Source organism: Rathayibacter sp. AY1D9 (assembly GCF_002932395.1).
GTDB lineage: Bacteria > Actinomycetota > Actinomycetes > Actinomycetales > Microbacteriaceae > Rathayibacter.
This window is the reverse complement of the sequence record NZ_PSVQ01000018.1, coordinates 18,002-36,067: the sequence shown is the minus strand read 5'-3', so window position 1 is coordinate 36,067 and position 18,066 is coordinate 18,002. Positions and strand designations below refer to the sequence as shown.

The window sequence follows — 18,066 nt, the reverse complement described above, 5'->3', positions numbered from 1 at the left end:
TTGTCTCGCGGTGCGGGATGCGGCTCCCGGCGCTGACTTCGAGGCTAGGAAGGTCCGCAGTCGACCACCTCCCGCCGAAGTCACGGATGAGGATGACCGGAGTCACGGTGAGGGCGTGACTGCGGTCACGGGTCGGCATCCCGGAGTCGGAGCTACAGTTGTCGACATGGGCTCAACTCCGGAGACGGCGGCGGAGATCTCCGCGCCGTCAGCGGCAGGACACGAGCGGGTCGCGGTCGCGCCGTCCCTGTCGAGCACCGTGGACAGGACCGTCATCGCACTTCAGGCGATCGCCCTGTGCTGCCTCGTCCTGGCAGGGATCCTGGGCGTCGTGGACTCCGCGCAGAGAGGCACGGGTGCAGCGGTCGCGGTCACATGGCTCGCGCTGGTGCCTGTGATCGCCGGGCTCTGGGCCGTCCGGCCCCGACTGATCCGAGCGGGACACGGGGTCGCCGTGACGACGGTGTCCATCGTCGCGGCGACGCCGGTCGTCGTCTTCGGCCGGCTCGATTTCACGATCCCGGTCCTCCTCCTCGTCGTGGCGTTCGCGGTGGTCGACGTCTCGCTCCGCGCAGGGGCGCACGCGATGATCTGGATCGCCTCCGTCGGACTGGCCCTCCATGTCGGGGGCGCCGTCGGCTCGGGGAGGGCGCTGCTCTCCGGAGTGCTCGACGGTCTGCTCAACGTGGTGCCCGTGGCCGTGCTGATGTGCTTCGGGATCGCCCTGGGACTCTCTCTTCGCGGCTTCGAGAGCGAGCGATCCGCCGACCAGCGTGTGATCAGGCGGTTGCATCGCGCCTCCGAGACGGAGAAGGAGCTGCTGCTGTCGGACGAGCGCGCCCGGAGCGCACGCGAGCTCCACGACGGCCTCGGGTACAAGCTGACCCTCGTCTCGATGAGTCTCGAGCTCGCTGATCGCCTGCGCTCCGCCGATGCCGAGCAGGCGTGGGCCGAGGTCCGCACGGCCCGATCCACGTCGAGCGAGGCTCTCGCGGACATGCGGATGTGGGTACGAGCGCTCAGTCCCTTCCGGGACGCGGGCGCCCGCGGCCTGGCTGCGCTGGAGTTGATCGCGGAGTCCTTCCGCGGCACGGGCGTGACCGTGGATGTGGTCGGCGACGAGGCGTCGGACCGTGTGCTCACCAGCGACGATGAGACCGCGCTCGTCGTCTACCGAGGCGTGCAGGAAGGGCTGACGAACGCTCTGCGGCACGGCGCTGCCCGCAGAGTCCGCATCGATATCGAGACGGACGACGTCCGGCTCGAGCTCTCGCTGCTCAGCGACATCGGCGCGGGAAGGAGCAACGGGATCAGCGACGGCGAGCCTGTGCTGGGGTTCGGGCTGCGCGGCCTCGACGATCGCGCGACGGCTCGCGGAGGTCGGTTGACGGCGCGGCGCATCGGCGACCGGTTCCTCCTGCGCCTCTCGATCCCTCTCGGAGGCGCCGACGGGGAACGGGAGAGCCGCGCCTCGTGACGGAGACGACACCGAGGCGAGTGCTGCTGGTGGAGGACCAGCAGATGATCCGCCGTGGGCTGGTCATGCTCCTCTCGACGGTCGAGGGTGTCGTGGTCTCGGCCCAGGCCGAGAACGGACAGGCTGCTCTGCACATTCTGCGCACGACGGAGGTGGACGTCGTCGTCACCGACGCGCGGATGCCGGTCATGGGCGGCGTGGAGCTCGCCGCCGAGTGTGCGCAGCTCCATCCGCGTCTGCCCGTCCTCCTTCTGACGACCTTCGACGACGACGCGCTCGTGCAGGCGGCCCTCTCGGCCGGCGCTTCCGGATTCCTCCTGAAGGACACCTCGGTGGAGGGTCTCGTCGTGGCCCTCGACGCGGTGATCGCCGGCGGGATGGTGATCGATCCGCGCGTCGCCCGGCCGGCCGTCCAGCCGGGTCGCACCGGCGAGAGCCCGCTGACGCTGCTCACGCGGAGCGAGCGGGTGGTCGCCGAGCTGGTGGCCGAAGGGCGGAACAACAGGGAGATCGCGGCCGCCCTCGTGCTCGCCGAGGGCACCGTGAAGAACCACGTCTCGGCGCTGCTGCGCAAGCTCGGCCTCCGCGACCGCACCGCCCTCGCGCTCACGCTCTACAAAGGCTTCCGCCCCGACGGCGCCTGAAGGCGCTGGTCGGATTGCGGCCCAGGCGCGGCCGTCCTCGGGCGCCCGACCCGCCGCCTATCCTTGAGGGCGATGTCGAACTCCCGCGCCGAGGCCGCCTACCTGCGCTCCCTCGGCGCCTTCCGGACGCCGACCCTGGATCTCCTCCACGGCCGGTACGCCCCGTTCGTCGTCGCCGCCCTGTCGCTCGTGTTCACCGTCGACCGGCAGGTGGTGGCCGTCGCTGACGCGCACGCCGAGGTGGGGGAGCTGCTCGAGGAGCTGCGCTCGGCCGGGTACGACGAGGGCGAGCGCGCGCTGCCGAGCGGCACGGCGCGCGAGGTGTGCCGCTACTGGGTCCGCGTCGGCTGGCTCGTGCCGCAGATCGAGGGCGAGGCCGAGGTCTACCGGCTGAGCGCCCACGCCGTGAGCGCCCTCGAGATCACCGGGCGCACCGGAGGTGGACGCACGCGCGTCTCGAACTCGCGGGTGCGCACCCTGCTGGAGGCGGTCGAGCGGCTGGCCGCGGACGTCGATCCCGACCCGGAGGCCCGCCTCTCGCGGCTCCGCGAGGAGCGGGCGCGCCTGGACGCCGAGATCGCCGCACTCGAGGAGGGCGCCGGTCTCGAGCCGGCCGACGACGAGCAGCTCCTGGAGGAGGCCGAGAACGTGGTGCACCTCGCCCGCGAGCTGCCGGCCGACTTCGCGCGGGTGGCGGAGTCGATCAAGGCGATGCAGCGCGACGTGGTCGCGGACCTGCGCCGCGACGTCCGCCCGACCGGCGAGGTGCTGCGGGAGTACCTCGAGCGAGGTCAGCACGTGATGCAGGCCACCAGCGAGGGCCGTGCGTTCGCCGGAGCCCTCCGCCTCCTGGGCGACCCCGAGCGGATCGACGCGCTCGCCGATCAGCTGCACACCGTGCTCGTGCAGCCGTTCTCCCGCCTGATGGACCCCGCCCAGCGCGCGGAGCTGGCCGCGATCGGCCGCCGGGTGGAGCTGGGCGTGCAGGAGGTCCTGACCGCGCAGCGCCGCGCGTCCCACGTCATCACGGGCCAGGTCCGCACCCACGACCCGGCTCGCGACCGCCAGGTGGACGAGCTGCTGCGCGACGTGATGGCGGGGCTCCAGGAGTGGACGGGCGGGATTTCGCCGGACGCGCCGGTCGCGCCGCTGCGGCACCTGCCCGTCGCCGGGATCGGCCACCTGCGCCAGACCCTGGGAGACGTGCGTCCGGCCGGCGGGCCGGCGCCCCTGGCCGGAGACGACGGCGACGCCGAGTTCGTCGGCGACGACAGCCGGGCCTGGGGCGGTCCCCGCTACGCGGAGCTGGAGGCCTACGTGGCGGAGCTCGGCGACGAGTTCGATCTGGCGGACGCGTTCAGCGCGGCTCCGGAGGACACGCGACGGCCCGTCGACCTGCTCGGGCTGCTCGAGATCGCGCACCGGACGGGCCTCGTCGACCGCGACGGCTACTCCGTCGTGAGCACGCGCCGACCCGACGGGACCGTGCGCCGCTTCGCCTTCGGATCCGTGACCGCCCGCACCGAGGAGGAGACCGACGATGAGTGACACCCTGGCGACCGACGGGACCGCCGCCGATCCGTTCATCGCGCCCGTGTCGATGGAGGAGGACCCCGACGAGCTCTTCCCCGGCGACCGCGGCGTCCTCGACACCGAGGTGCGCCGGGTGCTCGTGCACGTGCTGCAGCGCCGCTTCCTCCTCGCCGACCGCCACCGCGAGCAGTGGGCCGTGCTCCAGGAGCACCGGCAGCTGATCGAGTCGCGGCTGAACGACCTGTTCGTGCGGCTCGTCGTCGACCACGAGCGCGGGGTCGCCTACAAGCAGCAGGTGCGCTCCGACGAGGTGGAGATGCCGGTGCTGCTGCGCGACCTCCCCTACACCCGCGCCGAGACGCTGGTGCTGGTGCACCTGCGCACGGTCCATCAGCGGGAGTCGGCGGCCGGCGAGGCGTCGGCGCGCGTGGACGTCGAGGAGGTCGAGCAGACGGTGCTCAGCTACTTCGCCGACGCCGAGCGCGACACCGCCCGCCGGCAGCGCATGGTCCGCAAGGCGCTGGAGCGGCTCGGCCGCGACGGCATCGTCGACGAGGAGTCCGCAGGGCGGTACCGGATCAGCCCGATCGTGGAGATCGTGCTGAGCGCGCCGAAGCTGCGGGAGCTGAGCGACTGGCTGCGCGGGCGGGCGGGCGAAGACGCTTCCTCGGTGGTCGCAGAAGCGGCGCCCGCCGAGGAGCCCGGCTCGGACGATCCGGAGCAGGCGGACGACGACGCGCTCGAGGACGACGGCCTCGACGAGGACGCGGACCCGCCCACGGACGGCGTCCTGCCCGGGACCGATGTCGCGGACGACGAGCCGGCCGACGACGAGCCGCTGGACGACGAGCCGACCGACGACGACACCCCCGACCCGGAGGACGACCCCCGATGACGATGCTCGACACCCTCTTCGGCCTGATCCCCGCCGCCTCCCGCGGTCAGCAGTGGCTCGCCGAGGACCTGCAGCTGGTCAACTGGGGCGGCTACGACGGCGCGCACCAGGTCCGCTTCTCGCCCGGCGCCACGCTCCTCTGCGGCGGCTCCGGCTCCGGCAAGTCCACGCTGATGGACGCCTACATCGCCCTGATGATGCCGCACACCACGCCGTTCAACGGCGCCTCGAACGGCGGAGTGACGGGCCGTCCGCGCGGCGAGGACCAGCGCAACATCCTCTCCTACGCGCGCGGCAAGCTCGACGAGTCGCGCACGGACGAGGGCACGACCATGCGCGTCCTGCGCGGCGACGGAGTCGACACCTGGACCGCCGTCGCGATGACCTGGGTCGACCACGACGGCTCGCGCTTCAGCGCGGTCCGCGCCTGGTACGTCCCGGCCGGCTCCCGGGTGCTCGAGGAGACCGTGCGGATCCGCGCGAGCGCCGAGGGCCCGGTCGACCTCGCCGCGCTCGACCGGGCGGCGGCGCACCGCTTCTCCGACGCGTCGCTGCGCGCGGCGGGCCTGGATCCGCTCGGCACCGACCGCGAGTTCTCGGCGCGTCTGCACGCGGTGCTCGGCATCGGAGCGGCGGGAGCCGGATCGAAGGCGATGAGCCTGCTCGCCCGCATCCAGGCCGGTCAGCAGATCACGACCGTCGACGACCTCTACAAGCGGCTCGTGCTCGAGGAGCCCGAGACCCTGGCCTCCGCCGACGCGGTCGTCGCCCACTTCGACGAGCTCGAGAGCACCCGGCAGCGGATGCTCACCGCGCGCCAGCAGGTCGCGGCACTCGAGCCGTTGCGGGGCCTGCGCCTGCGCATCGCCGCGTCCGCGGAGCGCGTGCGCCTCATCGACGCGCTCGGGGAGTTCGACGCCCCGGTGTCGCCGGCGGCCCTGTGGCGCGCTGAGCAGCGCCTCGGCCTGCTGCGCGACGTCGAGGTCGAGCTGCGCGAGCGCACCCGCGCCGTCGACGCCGTGCTCCGCGAGAAGCGGGCCCTCGCCGAGGCGGCGGAGTCGGAGCGGGACGGGCTCGCCGAGGTGCTGCGGGCCTCCGGCGGCGACCGCCTCGAGACGGCCCAGCGCGAGCTCCGCGAGGTGGAGCGGCGGCTGGGCGCGGCGCGCGAGAACCGCGCCCGGCTCGAGGAGGACCTGCGCGCTCTCGGCGAGCCGGAGACCACCCGCGAGCGGTTCGAGGCGGTGCTCGCCCGGGCGGCGAGCGCGGCCGACGCCAAGCGCAGCACCCGTGCGGCCTGGTCGGACGCGGTCGCCGAGCGGAAGGCCGCGGCGCGCGATCTCGCCGAGCTCGAGGCGGAGCAGCGCTCGGCCTCGGACCGTCGGGACAGCATCCCCCGGCCTCTGCACGAGGCGCGCGAGCGGATCGCGGAGGCAGCCGGCCTCACCGCCGACGACCTGCCCTTCGTCGGCGAGCTGGTCGAGGTGCGTGCCGAGTTCGAGCCCTGGCGCGAGGCGTTCACGCTCGCCCTCGGCGGCTTCGCGACGACGCTGATGATCGACTCCGCCCACCTCGACCGCTTCCGCCGCGCCATCGACTCCCTCCGGCTCCCGGTCCGGCTCCGCTACGAGGGCGTGGAGACCGGGCTCGAGGAGGTGCGGGGCCTCGACCCGCAGACGCTGCCCGGGCGCCTCGACTACCGCGCCACCGCCTTCACCGGCTGGCTGCAGGACCGGCTCGAGGACCGCTTCGGCTACGTGTGCGTCGACAGCGCTGCGGAGCTCGGGCGCCACCGGCTCGCCCTGACCCTCACCGGTCAGCTCTCGCAGGGGCAGCGCGGTGCGCACGGCGGCCACGGCGCCGCGAACGTCCTCGGCTTCTCCAACTCCCGTCGACTCCGCGAGCTGAACGCCCTGGTCGAGGCGGCCCGGGCCCGCAGCGCGGCGGCCGTCTCGGCGGCGTCGGCGGCGGAGGAGGCCCTCGATGCGCTCGACGACCGGATGACGCGCCACGCCCGCCTCGCGCTGGTGAGCTGGGAGACGGTCGACGTCGAGTCGCTGCTCGCCGAGCAGGAGCGCTGGGAGGCGGTCGGCGCCGAGGCGGCGGAGGCGAACCCCGAGCTCGCCGGCCTGCAGGAGCAGATCGACGGGCTGCGCGGCCGCCTCGAGCGCCTCCGCCAGGAGATCGCGCGCGCCGGTGTGGAGCGCGAGCGGATCGAGGCGGAGTGGGCCGTCGTGGTCGACGACGTCGACGCGAGCCAGGCGGTTCTCGATGCGGCGGAGCGCGCAGGACGCGAGCTCGACGACGACCAGCGCGCCTTCCTGGACGCCCGGTTCACGCTGACCGAGGCCGCGGCGTCCGGCAGCGCCTCGGACGTCCTGGTCCGCTTCGACGCAGCACTCGCCACGGCGGCGCAGCGACTGGCGGAGGACCGCCGCTCCGCGGCCGAGGCGCACGAGCAGCAGCGCGAGAGCGCCGGCCGGATCATGGCCGGCTTCCTCGACCGCTGGCCGAATCCCAACCTGCTCGCGGACCCCGAGGCGTCCGCGGGCGACTTCGAGCGGCTGCTCGACGCCCTCGAGACCAGCGGCCTGCACCGGCTCGAGACCGAGTGGCGCGACAGCCTGCTCACGCTCTCCGGCAACGACCTCACGAGCTTCGACTCCACGCTCGGCCGCTCGCTGCGCGAGATCCGCGAGCGGATCGAGCCGATCAACGTGATCATGCAGGACCTGCCGTTCTACAACGACGGCCACCGCCTGCAGATCACGACGCGCGAGAACCAGTCGGAGGTGCGCCGTCGCTTCCGCCGCGAGCTCCGCGAGGTGCGCGCGCAGATCCAGGCCGTGTCCGCGGAGGAGGAGCGCGAGCAGGTCTACCGGCGGATGTCCCGGCTCATCCAGCGGCTGCGGCGCACCGCGCCCGACTTCGGCGACCTCGTCGACGTCCGCAACCACGTCCGGGTCAGCGCCGAGCGCGTGGACGCCGTCACCCGAGCGCACGTGGCGCTGTACGACCACATCGGCGAGAAGTCCGGCGGGGAGTCGCAGGAGCTGATCGCCTTCATCGTCGGAGCAGCGCTGCGCTACCAGCTCGGCGACGCGGGAGCCGACCGTCCCCGGTACGCCCCGGTCTTCATGGACGAGGCGCTGATCAAGGCCGACGCCCACTTCACCAAGCGGGCGATCGGTGCGTGGCGCGGTCTCGGCTTCCAGCTCGTGATCGGTGCCCCGAACGACAAGTACAGCGCGATCGAGCCGCACGTCGAGGTGGAGTACGACATCCTCAAGGACACGCGCGGACGCTCCTGGGCCAGGCCGAAGGTGGGCCTGGCCCCCTAGGGCTGCTCGCCGATCTTCGCGTGGCTGCGCGAGTAGGCGAAGTAGATCGCGAAGCCCACGGCCAGCCAGATCAGGAAGCGCAGCCAGGTCTCGATCGAGAGGTTGAGCATCAGGTAGGTGCAGATCAGGGCCGAGAGCAGCGGGAGCCACGGGTTCAGCGGGACCCGGAAGCCGCGCTTCAGGTCGGGCCGCTTGCGGCGCAGCACCACGACGCCGACCGAGACCAGCACGAACGCCGAGAGCGTGCCGATGTTGACCATCTCCTCGAGCACGCCGATCGGAGTGAGCCCGGCGAGCAGCGCGACGACGATGGTCACGACCACGGAGGTGAACCACGGCGTGCGCAGGCGCGGGTGGACGGTGGCCAGGCGCCGGGGGAGGAGTCCGTCGCGCGCCATCGCGAAGATGATGCGTGTCGCTCCGATCAGCAGCGTCAGCACGACGGTGGTCAGACCGGCGACGGCGCCGGCCGAGATGACCGTCGCCATCCAGGTCTGCCCGTGGTAGGCGAACGCGTTGGCGAGCGCGGCCGACGGGTCGAGCTCGCGGTAGGGGACCATGCCGGTCACGACGAGGGCGACGGCGCAGTACAGGACCGTGCAGATGATCAGCGAGGCGATGATGCCGATGGGCAGGTCGCGCTGGGGGCGGCGGGTCTCCTCCGCGGTCGTCGCGACGACGTCGAACCCGATGTAGGCGAAGAACACCAGGGAGGCGCCGGCGATGATGCCGCCGACCCCGAACGTGGCCGGCTCGATGCCCGAGAGGAACTGGAGCAGCGGCTGGGTCAGACCGGACGCGGACTGCGAGGGCTCGGCGGCGGGGACGAACGGCGTGTAATTGGCGGTGTTGACGAACTGCAGGCCCGCGATGATGACGAACAGGACGATGAACAGCTTGATCGCGACGAGCACCAGGTTGACGCGCAGCGATTCCTTGATCCCGAAGGTCATCAGCGCGCCGAGCACGAGGACGAGCAGGATCGCCGGCACGTCGACCACGCCGCCGTAGGTGAGCGCCGGCGGGAGGGTCACTCCCAGCTGCTGCAGCAGCGACCCGAGGTACGCGCTCCACCCCTGCGCGACCACGCTCGCTCCGAGGAACAGCTCGAGGATCAGGTCCCAGCCGATGATCCAGGCGAAGAGCTCGCCGAGGGAGGCGTAGGAGAAGGTGTAGGCGGAGCCCGACACCGGGACCGTGGAGGCGAACTCGGCGTAGCACATGGCCGCGAGGGCGCAGGCGAAGGCGGCGACGACGAAGCTCAGGACGATCGCCGGTCCGGCGATGTCATGGGCGGCGCGGCCGGTGAGGGTGAAGATGCCGGCGCCGATGACGACTCCGACGCCGAAGACCGTGAGATCGAGCGCGGTCAGCGACTTCTTGAGCTTGTACTCGGGCTCATCGGTGTCGGCGATCGACTGCTCGACGGACTTGGTGCGGAGGAGGCTCACGGTGGTTCTCTCTGTGGGCTGCGGGGTGGAGGCGCGAGGGCCACTGGGGAGGATAGCGGGGCGGGCGCCTCTGCCGCGCCGGGCGTCGCGCGAGTACGCTTCCCGGCCATGAGCAGGATCTTCTCCGTGGCGTTCGCCGACGTGCACCCCCTCTACGTGGCGAAGGCGGAGCGCAAGGGCCGGACGAGGGAGGAGGTCGACGAGGCGGTCCGCTGGCTCACCGGCTTCTCGGACGAGGAGCTGGCCCGGCACCTCGAGAGCAGGACGACCTTCGAGGAGTTCTTCGCGGCGGCGCGCCTGCCTCCGCAGGCCTCGGCGATCACGGGGGTGATCTGCGGCGTGCGGGTCGAGACGATCGAGGATCCGCTGATGCAGCGCATCCGGTACCTCGACAAGCTGATCGACGAGATCGCGAAGGGACGGCCGATGGCGAAGGTGCTGCGGGCTCCCGCGGCCGGCTGAGCCGCCGGCCCCGGGCGCTCCTCCACAGGCGCCGATCCGCTCCGGTTCTCCCCGGTCCGGGCCGGCGGGATCTCGCGCCGCCGGCGACGCGAGCAGGGTGTCGGACATGACATTCACACAGCGAACCCCTGCTCCTCCGTCCCGTCGCCGCGATCCCGAAGTCCTGCGGGCGAGCGCGATCCAGGACCTCCTGGCGGCCGTCCCCTCCATCATCGGCATCCGTCCGGAGGAGTCCGTCGTGGTGGTGCCGTTCCTCGGCACGCGCGCCGGAGGCGGCTTCCGGATCCCGCTCCCGGAGACGCTGCGCGGGATGGAGGCGGAGGCGCTGGCGGGCGGCTGCGCGGCCATGATGGAGACGATGCCGCGGGCCACCGGTGTGCTGGTGGTGGTCTGCACCCGTGCGGGCTACGCCGAGGAGCGGGGGATCCCGCATCTCGACCTCGGCCACGCGGTGCTCCGGCGCCTGGAGCGCACGCGCCTGGACATCATCGCCGTGGCCTGCATCGCCGCCGACGGGTGGGGGCGCTACACGGACGCCGAGGAGTGCCGCAGGCCACGTCCGCTCCTCGAGATCGAGCGGAGCGAGACCGGCGTCCTCGCCCGAGCGGTGGCCGACGAGCCACTGGACATCGACGCGCTCTCCGTGCTGCCGCCGGTCGCCGAGGAGGATCGCGCGCTCGTCGCGGAGGTGCTCCGCCGGCCGCCCCTGGTCGGCGACACGGAACGGCTCGTCGAGCGCTGGCTCAGCGGACCGCGGGACGTCCGCCGCGAAGGACTGATCGTGCGGACCCTGCAGTCGCCGCCCCTCCGCGACCGGGTGACCGTGCAGATCGCGCGGAGCCCGCAGGCAGGAGTGGGAGTGCCGCCCGGCGCGGTGGGCGACGCCCGCGCCGGAACGGACGACGACCACGACCTCGAGCTGTCGGCCCTGCTGCTCGGCAGCGGGCGTGCTCCGGAGCGCGGCCGTCTGGCGCGGGCGACCGGGCTCCTCGCCCGCGCCGCCGCGCTGGCGCCGGAGGAGGCGCGCTCCTCCGTGCTCACCGTTCTCGCGTGGTGCTGGTGGGCGAGGGGAGTCTCGAGCCTCGCGGGGCTCCACCTCGACGAGGCGCTGCGGCTCGACCCCGACGACTCGATGGCCCGGCTCTACGCCTCGCTGTTCGCGGCCCGCCCCCTGCCGGACTGGGTGCTCGCGGCCGCTGCCGAGGCCCTCGATGCCGCGAGCGCCTGAGGTCGGGCGCGGGCCGGTGCGCTCGCCCGGAGACGGATGCTCTTGCGCGGGGGAGGGGACGGCCCTAATGTGCAACCACATGGTTGTACGAATGGACGCCGACATCGACCTGCTCTTCCGGGCGCTGGCCGACAGCACCCGCCGCGACATCGTCGCCCGGGTGCTGGTCGGCGAGCAGTCCGTCTCCGCACTCGCGGCGCGCTACGAGATGTCGTTCGCGGCGGTGCAGAAGCACGTGGCCGTCCTCGAGCGGGCGGCACTCGTCCGCAAGCGGAGGAGGGGGCGGGAGCAGCTGGTGCAGGGCGAGGTCGCCGCAGTGCGGCGGGCGTCGCGCCTGCTCGACGCCTACGAGCAGCTGTGGGCGGGGAGGATCGACCGCATGTCGGACCTCCTCGACGAGGAGTGACACCCGCGAGCCGACCGGCGCGCGGGATCTGCTGGAGGGAGAGGCGCGATGAGCGTGCTGCAGTCCGTGAAGGACATCGAGGAACTGACCCTGACCGTGACCGCCGAGTTCGACGCGGGGATCGAGCGCGTCTGGCTCCTCTGGACGGATCCGCGCCGCCTCGAGCGCTGGTGGGGGCCGCCGACCTGGCCGGCGACCTTCGAGCGGCACGAGCCGGTCGAGGGCGGACGGAGCGCCTACGTCATGACGGGACCGGACGGCGAGCAGGCGCGCGGCTGGTGGCGCGTGACCCGGGTGGAGGAGCCGACGCGGTTCGAGTTCGAGGACGGCTTCGCCGACGAGCGGGGCGACCCGGTCGACGCGCTGGGGATCACCCGGGCCACGGTCACCCTCGACGAGATCGAGCCGGGGCGCACGCGGATGGTCCTCAGCAGCCGTTTCGAGTCGGTCGAGCAGCTCGAGCAGATGGTCCAGATGGGCATGGAGGACGGACTCCGCCAGGCGATGGGGCAGATCGACGCGATCCTGCTCGAGGACTGAGTCGGCGCCCATGGAGGTTCGGCGCTCGCCGCGCCGAGCCTCCGCGCTACTGCTCGGGGTCGGTGAGGGCGGCGGCGTAGGCGCGGACGGAGCGCTGGTACCGGGGGAGCCCCGGAGCCAGCGCCTCCAGCGCGATCCGCAGGGCCTCGTCGACGCGCCCGGCGCTGTGCAGGGCGAGCGCGAAGAACACCTCCCGCGCGGAGCCCACCGCGGGGTGCGCGGCGGCGCCGGCGAGGAGGTCGATCGCCTCATCGGTGCGGCCGAGGTTCCGGAGTGTCGAGGCGTACTGGATCGTCAACCGCGCCCGCCGCTCGTCATCCAGGCCGGCTGCGAGGGCGCGCTCGTACTCGACCGCCGCCTCCGCCTCGTGTCCCGCGCTGTCGAGGGCGCCGCCCAGCTCGAAAGCGGCGACTCCGTCGTGTCCCGGATAGCGGGCTGCGAGGACGCGCATCCGCTCGACGACGCCGTCCGGGTCGTCCTGAGCGTCGAGGCGCTCGACCGCCGCGAGCCAGAGGGCGAGCGCGTCGGTCTCGGGGCGATCGGGGTCGGAGGCGCGTGTCTCGGTCACGCCTCCGACGCTACCGCGCCCGCACAGTGCGGGGAGCGGGGCTACGAGGCGGTCGAGTCGGCGCCGTCGTCGTCCGACTCGCCGTCGTCGGAGCCGGAGGTGCCCGCTCCGACCGGCGCGGCGCGTCGCCCGGCCTCGATCAGGGCGGTCGACGCAGCCGCTCCGCCGATCAGGGCGAACAGCGCCCAGCCGGCTCCCCACTTGCGCTTGCCGAACAGGGCGTCGAACGAGAGCGCGCCGGGGCCGTCCGCGACGATCGCGGCCGTCGCCGCGACGAGGACGGCGTTGTACTCCCACCCGCCGCCCGCGTTCCACAGGCCGTTGCTCCAGTGCACCTTGCGCACGGCGGTGACCATCGTGGCGACGAGTCCGGCGGCGGCGAGCGGAGTCGCGGCGCCGAGAGCGAGAGCGGCGCCTCCGGCCGTCTCGGTCACCGCTGCGGCGACGGCGTTGCGCCGGGCCGGGTGCATCTCCAGGCTCGACATCATCTGCTCGGTGCCGTCGAGGCCGGGGCCGTCGAACGAGCCCCGCAGCTTCTGCAGACCGTGTCCGACGAAGAGCCCGCCGACGGCGAGACGGAGAACGAGTGAGCCGACCTTCATGGTGACCTCCGGGGTGGGGTGGGGACGTGTAGTGCGAGGGTCCCGGCTGCGCCGCGCCCGGTCAAGGGGTCGCGCCCGGTGAGCGGGCCGCGCGGAAGGTGTGCGCGCTCGGGGAGGGCTCAGAGCAGCGTGTAGGCGGAGGCGTCCATCATCACGGTGCCGTCGGTGCACACCTGGAGCTCGGCGGGGGCGCGGACCGCGCCGTCCGGGGCGTCGAGGACCTCGGCGACGAGGTACGCGGAGGTCCCGACCGTGCAGCCGTAGGCGCCGGGGGAGTGCCAGGCGACCCGGACGTCCGCCCGGGCGCCGGGGACGAGGATCACGGGAGCATCGGGGTTCGGGCCGGACGCGTCGGCGACCGCGCTGATCCGGTTCCCGTCGGCGTCGGTCGCGTAGACGCCGGGGATGCCCGCGAGAGCGCAGTCCGAGGAGGAGGTGCTGGTGAGCACGAGGTCGAAGGCGCTGTTCCCGGCACCCGACGCGTCGGGGTCGGGGCGGTACTCCATCGTCAGGTCGGAGCCCGTGCAGCGCGCCGCCGCCGGATCCGCGGCGGGAGAACCGGTCGACGAGGGCTCGGGGGTCGCCGTGACCGTCACGGTCACGGTGGGAGTCGGCGTCGGAGCGGGAGTCGGCGAAGAGGTCGCGGTCGCGGTCGGTGTCGGGAGCGGCGTCCGCGCGGACGGGGCTCCGCCGCTGCCCGCGCAGCCGGTGAGGACGAGGACGAGTGCTGCTGCTGCCAGCGCGGAGGCGCCGGTCCGGTGCGAGAACGTGCTCATGTCCGCAGTCTGCCACCGCCCGGACCGATCGGCCCCGCGGATCCGCGAGCATTCTCGGAGGTCCCGGTCAGGGAGGCGGAGGACGGATGCGGCGGGCGTCCGGAGGTGCCCCTCCTCGCGCCCGCCGCACCGGGGTCGGCGCTAGACGCGGACGACCATCTTCCCGGTGTTGCCGCCGCGCATCATCGAGAGGAACGCGTCCACGGCGTGGTCGATGCCGTCGACGACGGTCTCGTCGTAGGCGATCTCTCCGTCGGCGAACCAGCCGGCCATCAGCCGGTTGAACTCCGGCGAGTGGTGGAGGTAGCCGGACAGCGTGAATCCGCGCAGCGTGAGACCGCGGGTGATGATGTTCGCCATGTTGTCGGGGCCGGGTGTCTTCTCGGTGCTGTTGTAGCCGGCGATCGCTCCGCAGAGCGCCGCGCGGCCGCCGTCGCGGAAGGCGTCGAGGGCCGCTTCGAGGTGGTCGCCGCCGACGTTGTCGAAGTACACGTCGATCCCGTCGGGCGCGGCCTCGGCCAGCTGCTCGCGGACCGGGCCGGAGTGGTAGTCGAAGGCGGCGTCGTAGCCGTACTTCTCGGTGAGCAGGGCGACCTTCTCGGCCGAGCCCGCGGATCCGACGACCCGCTCGGCTCCGAGGAGGCGCGCGATCTGACCGGCGGCCGAGCCGACGGCTCCCGCGGCGCCCGAGACGAAGACGGTGTCGCCCTCCTTCATGCCCGCGATGGCGGTGAGCCCGACGTACGCGGTGAGTCCGGTCATCCCGAGGATGCCGAGGCGGAGCGAGAGCGGCACTCCGGGGATCTCGGGGACGACGCGGAACTGCGACGACTCGGCCTGCACGACGTCGCGCCAGCCGAGCTGGTGCAGGACCGCGCTGCCGACGGGGAACGCGGGGTCGTCGGAGACGGTCACCCGGCCGACGGCACCGCCGGTCATGGTCTCGCCGAGGGCGAAGGGCGGGGTGTAGCTCTTCACGTCGTTCATGCGGCCGCGCATGTAGGGGTCGACCGAGAGGAAGGCGTTCTCGACGCGGATCTCGCCCGCGGCCGGGTCGCCGTACTCGACGGTCGCGGTCCGGAAGTCCTCGGCGACGGGCCAGCCGTCGGGGCGGCGGACGAGCTGGATCTGGGTGCTGGTGACGGTGCTCATAGGACCTTTCGTGGTGGTGGATCGGAGGGGATCAGAGTGAGAGGCCGACGGCGAGCGCGATCACCGCGAGCAGACCCGGGGTCATCTGGGTCAGCGCGGCGCGGCGCTTGGTCGGAGCGGAGAGGAGCAGGACGAGTGCTGCGGCGACCATCGATCCGGCGCCGGCGAAGACGAGGGCCGCGCCGACGGCGGTGGCGCCGATCGCGACGGCGACGATGCCCGCCACGGTGACGACGGCGAGGAAGAGGTTGTAGAAGCCCTGGTTGTAGGCCATCTCCTTCGTCGCCTCCGCCTCGCCGGCGGTCGTGCCGAACGTCGTTCGGGCGCGCGAGGTCGTCCAGAGGACCGACTCGAGCACGAAGATGTAGACGTGCAGCGCCGCGGCGAGAGCGGCGAGCACCAGTCCGAGAACGATCACGGCGGGCCTCCAGGCGATGGTCGTGGTGCGGAGGGCTCCGCACCGATTGTGTAACGACCAGTCCACAATATACTGGAGCGAGCGGTCCGCGCCAGTGCGGCGCCGCAGCTGTCACCCCTCAGGAGGAGCACCGTGGGTCGCACGCAGGGCTTCGACACCGAGCAGGTCGTCCGCGCCGCCCGCGCCGTCTTCTGGGAGAGCGGCTTCGAGGAGGCGTCCCTCCCGGACCTGGAGTCCGCGACCGGACTGCGCCGCTCCAGCCTCTACCACGCCTTCGGCAGCAAGCGTGGGCTCTTCGACGCTGCCGTGCAGAGCTACCTCGACGAGGTGGTGCGGCCCCGGCTCGCCCCGCTCGTCGATCCGCGAGGGGCGTCGCCGACGGCGCTCGAGGAGTACTTCACCGGGCTGCGGGCGGCGCTCGCCGACTCTCGCACGCTCTCCGCGAGGAGCGGCTGCCTGCTGCTCAACGCCGCGGGCGCGCCGATCGCGCGCGACGACGCCGTGCGCGAGGTGATCGCCGACTACCGGGCCGAGCTGCTGGGCGCACTGCGCGCCGGAGCGCTGGCCCGCTGGCCCGACGCGCAGGCGTGGGCGTCGGCTCAGGCGGACGTCCTCGTGTCGCTCCTGGTGGCCGCGCTCGTGCTGGCCCGCGTCGATCCGGCGCAGTCGCTCGCCACCGTGGACGCCGCGCTCGCGCTCGTCCGATCCTCCGCGCTCTGACGGCCGTCGCGACGAACGCCGGAGCACCGCTCTCGCGCCGGGCCCGCCCTCGCAGCCGGCGCGCCGGGTCGGCCCGCACAGCACGACGCCCCCGTGCGCCTCGCGTCCCGGTGGGACGGATGCGCGCGGGGGCGTCGGACGGGGTCAGTCGGTTCCGGCGTCGAACGCCGCACCCTCCGAGGCCAGGTCGGTGGCGCGTCCGAGCGCATCGGCCGCTGCGGACCCGCCGCCCTCGGTGATCGCGTCGGCCTCGCCGATCTCGAGCTCGCCGACGAGCTCGGCGGTCGGACCGCCGACGAGGCCGGCGGCCGCGTACTGCTCGAGCCGCGAGCGGGAGTCGGCGATGTCGAGGTTGCGCATCGTGAGCTGCCCGATGCGGTCCTCGGGGCCGAAGGCGGCGTCGCCGACCCGCTCCATCGAGAGCTTGTCCGGGTGGTAGCTCAGCGCGGGGCCGGTCGTGTCGAGGATCGTGTAGTCGTCGCCGCGGCGCAGACGCAGGGTGACCTCCCCGGAGACGGCCGAGCCGACCCAGCGCTGGATGGACTCGCGCAGCATCAGCGACTGCGGGTCGAGCCAGCGGCCCTCGTACATCAGGCGGCCGAGACGGCGGCCCTCCGAGTGGTACTGGGCGACGGTGTCCTCGTTGTGGATCGCGTTCAGCAGGCGCTCGTAGGCGATGTGCAGCAGCGCCATGCCGGGGGCCTCGTAGATGCCGCGGCTCTTGGCCTCGATGATCCGGTTCTCGATCTGGTCCGAGACGCCGAGCCCGTGGCGTCCGCCGATCGCGTTCGCCTCGAGCACGAGCGCGACGGCGTCCGAGAACTCGACGCCGTTCAGCGCGACGGGGCGGCCGGCCTCGAAGCGCACCGAGACGACCTCGGAGGCGATCTCGACCTCGTCACGCCACGACGCGACCCCCATGATCGGCTCGACGAGCTCGAGGCCGCTGGAGAGCTCCTCGAGGCGCTTGGCCTCGTGGGTGGCGCCCCAGATGTTGGCGTCGGTCGAGTAGGCCTTCTCGGTGGCGTCGCGGTAGGGGAAGCCGCGGGCGACCAGCCACTCCGACATCTCGGTGCGGCCGCCGAGCTCGTTGACGAACTGCACGTCGAGCCAGGGCTTGTAGATGCGCAGGCGGGGGTTGGCGAGCAGGCCGTAGCGGTAGAACCGCTCGATGTCGTTGCCCTTGTAGGTCGAGCCGTCGCCCCAGATGTCGACGCCGTCCTCGCGCATGGCGCGGACGAGGAGGGTGCCGGTCACGGCGCGGCCGAGGGGGGTGGTGTTGAAGTAGGTCTTGCCGCCGGAGCGGATGTGGAAAGCGCCGCACTGCAGGGCGACGAGCCCCTCCTCGACCAGCGCGCTCTTCGCGTCGACGAGGCGCGAGATCTCGGCGCCGTACTGGGCCGCGCGGGACGGGACGCTCTCGATGTCGGGCTCGTCGTACTGGCCGATGTCGGCCGTGTACGTGCAGGGCACCGCGCCCTTCTCGCGCATCCAGGCGACGGCGACGGATGTGTCGAGGCCTCCCGAGAATGCGATTCCGACACGCTCGCCCACGGGCAGACTGCTCAACACTTTCGACATGCCTCCGATTTTAGGAGGAACGGGGACCTCCTCCGTGCCGCGGGAGGTCCGAGCCGCCTCCCGGGGCGCCCGCGCGGAGTGCGCTCCGGCCGTGGGAGCACGTCCTCCGTCGATCCGCGTCGATCGCCGCCGCCCCCGACCGGGGCGCGCGAGCCGGCCGGAGGCTCCGTGGTCCGGAGGTGGCGCCCGCGCAGCCGGCGCGGATCGCCCGCTCCGGCTGAGTGGTTCCGCGCGGCCCGGATGGACGGCCGTGGCGAGCGCGTGCCAGGCTCCGC

The 18,066-nt window shown here is 73.1% G+C and carries 17 protein-coding genes; 10 read left to right on the top strand and 7 right to left on the bottom strand.

What is annotated here, in order from left to right:
• Positions 1-166: 166 nt before the first annotated feature.
• From C5C50_RS09375 to C5C50_RS09355, 5 genes are all read left to right on the top strand, one after another.
• On the top strand, positions 167-1,477 hold the full coding sequence (locus C5C50_RS09375; RefSeq protein ID WP_104222531.1) for a sensor histidine kinase: 1,311 nt from the start codon (positions 167-169) through the stop codon (positions 1,475-1,477).
• Positions 1,474-2,121: a response regulator transcription factor gene (locus C5C50_RS09370; RefSeq protein WP_258063688.1), complete on the top strand. Its 648-nt coding sequence runs from the start codon at positions 1,474-1,476 to the stop codon at positions 2,119-2,121. The genes C5C50_RS09375 and C5C50_RS09370 overlap by 4 nt, the downstream gene beginning before the upstream one ends.
• Before the next feature lie 72 nt (positions 2,122-2,193).
• The gene (locus tag C5C50_RS09365; protein ID WP_104273314.1) at positions 2,194-3,669 is read left to right on the top strand and encodes a DUF3375 domain-containing protein; all 1,476 of its coding nucleotides are present in this window, start codon (positions 2,194-2,196) and stop codon (positions 3,667-3,669) included.
• Positions 3,662-4,549, top strand: a complete 888-nt coding sequence (locus C5C50_RS09360; RefSeq protein ID WP_104247173.1) for a DUF4194 domain-containing protein — start codon at positions 3,662-3,664, stop codon at positions 4,547-4,549. The genes C5C50_RS09365 and C5C50_RS09360 overlap by 8 nt, the downstream gene beginning before the upstream one ends.
• A complete protein-coding gene (locus tag C5C50_RS09355; RefSeq protein ID WP_104273313.1) occupies positions 4,546-7,887 on the top strand; it encodes an ATP-binding protein in 3,342 nt (1,113 codons plus the stop codon). The genes C5C50_RS09360 and C5C50_RS09355 overlap by 4 nt, the downstream gene beginning before the upstream one ends.
• Here C5C50_RS09355 and C5C50_RS09350 read toward each other — a convergent pair.
• Positions 7,884-9,338 carry an amino acid permease gene (locus tag C5C50_RS09350; RefSeq protein WP_104222535.1) on the bottom strand — a complete coding sequence of 485 codons (1,455 nt, stop codon included), beginning with the start codon at positions 9,336-9,338 and terminating at the stop codon, positions 7,884-7,886. The two genes, C5C50_RS09355 and C5C50_RS09350, sit on opposite strands and share 4 nt — an antisense overlap.
• Positions 9,339-9,446: 108 nt before the next feature.
• Here C5C50_RS09350 and C5C50_RS09345 point away from each other — a divergent pair, with 108 nt between their 5' ends.
• The 4 genes from C5C50_RS09345 (at position 9,447) to C5C50_RS09330 (ending at position 11,974) form a co-directional block, all read left to right on the top strand.
• Positions 9,447-9,800, top strand: a complete 354-nt coding sequence (locus tag C5C50_RS09345) for a DUF2200 domain-containing protein (protein WP_104225408.1) — start codon at positions 9,447-9,449, stop codon at positions 9,798-9,800.
• A gap of 106 nt (positions 9,801-9,906) precedes the next feature.
• Positions 9,907-11,028: a DUF4192 family protein gene (locus C5C50_RS09340; RefSeq protein ID WP_104315584.1), complete on the top strand. Its 1,122-nt coding sequence runs from the start codon at positions 9,907-9,909 to the stop codon at positions 11,026-11,028.
• Between the two features lie 79 nt (positions 11,029-11,107).
• Positions 11,108-11,434 carry a metalloregulator ArsR/SmtB family transcription factor gene (locus C5C50_RS09335; RefSeq protein ID WP_104222609.1) on the top strand — a complete coding sequence of 109 codons (327 nt, stop codon included), beginning with the start codon at positions 11,108-11,110 and terminating at the stop codon, positions 11,432-11,434.
• 48 nt (positions 11,435-11,482) lie between these two features.
• Positions 11,483-11,974: an SRPBCC domain-containing protein gene (locus C5C50_RS09330; RefSeq protein ID WP_104273311.1), complete on the top strand. Its 492-nt coding sequence runs from the start codon at positions 11,483-11,485 to the stop codon at positions 11,972-11,974.
• A gap of 46 nt (positions 11,975-12,020) precedes the next feature.
• Here C5C50_RS09330 and C5C50_RS09325 read toward each other — a convergent pair whose 3' ends face one another.
• The 5 genes from C5C50_RS09325 to C5C50_RS09305 form a co-directional block, all read right to left on the bottom strand.
• Positions 12,021-12,542 (bottom strand): tetratricopeptide repeat protein, encoded by a 522-nt coding sequence (locus tag C5C50_RS09325; RefSeq protein ID WP_258067720.1) that lies wholly within the window; start codon positions 12,540-12,542, stop codon positions 12,021-12,023.
• Positions 12,543-12,583: 41 nt separating this feature from the next.
• A complete protein-coding gene (locus tag C5C50_RS09320) occupies positions 12,584-13,144 on the bottom strand; it encodes a DoxX family protein (protein WP_104273310.1) in 561 nt (186 codons plus the stop codon).
• Positions 13,145-13,263: 119 nt separating this feature from the next.
• Positions 13,264-13,920: a DUF4232 domain-containing protein gene (locus C5C50_RS09315; protein WP_104273309.1), complete on the bottom strand. Its 657-nt coding sequence runs from the start codon at positions 13,918-13,920 to the stop codon at positions 13,264-13,266.
• A gap of 141 nt (positions 13,921-14,061) precedes the next feature.
• Entirely contained in the window at positions 14,062-15,072 is a 1,011-nt protein-coding gene (locus C5C50_RS09310) for an NADP-dependent oxidoreductase (RefSeq protein WP_104273308.1), read from the bottom strand.
• 31 nt (positions 15,073-15,103) lie between these two features.
• A complete protein-coding gene (locus tag C5C50_RS09305; protein WP_104261131.1) occupies positions 15,104-15,490 on the bottom strand; it encodes a DUF1304 domain-containing protein in 387 nt (128 codons plus the stop codon).
• 132 nt (positions 15,491-15,622) lie between these two features.
• Between C5C50_RS09305 and C5C50_RS09300 the strand changes: the two genes are divergently transcribed.
• Entirely contained in the window at positions 15,623-16,210 is a 588-nt protein-coding gene (locus C5C50_RS09300; RefSeq protein WP_104273307.1) for a TetR/AcrR family transcriptional regulator, read from the top strand.
• Positions 16,211-16,354: 144 nt separating this feature from the next.
• Here the strand turns inward: C5C50_RS09300 and argG are convergent, their stop codons facing one another.
• Complete coding sequence (gene argG / locus C5C50_RS09295; protein ID WP_104222545.1) at positions 16,355-17,791, bottom strand: argininosuccinate synthase; 1,437 nt, start codon at positions 17,789-17,791, stop codon at positions 16,355-16,357.
• Between the last annotated feature and the right edge of the window lie 275 nt (positions 17,792-18,066).

Excerpts from the sequence above, each read along its gene's own strand:
- C5C50_RS09375 (WP_104222531.1), top strand. The coding sequence starts at position 167 with ATGGGCTCAACTCCGGAGACGGCGGCGGAGATCTCCGCGCCGTCAGCG.
- C5C50_RS09365 (WP_104273314.1), top strand. The coding sequence starts at position 2,194 with ATGTCGAACTCCCGCGCCGAGGCCGCCTACCTGCGCTCCCTCGGCGCC.
- C5C50_RS09360 (WP_104247173.1), top strand. The coding sequence starts at position 3,662 with ATGAGTGACACCCTGGCGACCGACGGGACCGCCGCCGATCCGTTCATC.
- C5C50_RS09355 (WP_104273313.1), top strand. The coding sequence starts at position 4,546 with ATGACGATGCTCGACACCCTCTTCGGCCTGATCCCCGCCGCCTCCCGC.
- C5C50_RS09345 (WP_104225408.1), top strand. The coding sequence starts at position 9,447 with ATGAGCAGGATCTTCTCCGTGGCGTTCGCCGACGTGCACCCCCTCTAC.
- C5C50_RS09340 (WP_104315584.1), top strand. The coding sequence starts at position 9,907 with ATGACATTCACACAGCGAACCCCTGCTCCTCCGTCCCGTCGCCGCGAT.
- C5C50_RS09335 (WP_104222609.1), top strand. The coding sequence starts at position 11,108 with ATGGTTGTACGAATGGACGCCGACATCGACCTGCTCTTCCGGGCGCTG.
- C5C50_RS09330 (WP_104273311.1), top strand. The coding sequence starts at position 11,483 with ATGAGCGTGCTGCAGTCCGTGAAGGACATCGAGGAACTGACCCTGACC.
- C5C50_RS09320 (WP_104273310.1), bottom strand. The coding sequence starts at position 13,144 with ATGAAGGTCGGCTCACTCGTTCTCCGTCTCGCCGTCGGCGGGCTCTTC.
- C5C50_RS09315 (WP_104273309.1), bottom strand. The coding sequence starts at position 13,920 with ATGAGCACGTTCTCGCACCGGACCGGCGCCTCCGCGCTGGCAGCAGCA.
- C5C50_RS09310 (WP_104273308.1), bottom strand. The coding sequence starts at position 15,072 with ATGAGCACCGTCACCAGCACCCAGATCCAGCTCGTCCGCCGCCCCGAC.
- argG (WP_104222545.1), bottom strand. The coding sequence starts at position 17,791 with ATGTCGAAAGTGTTGAGCAGTCTGCCCGTGGGCGAGCGTGTCGGAATC.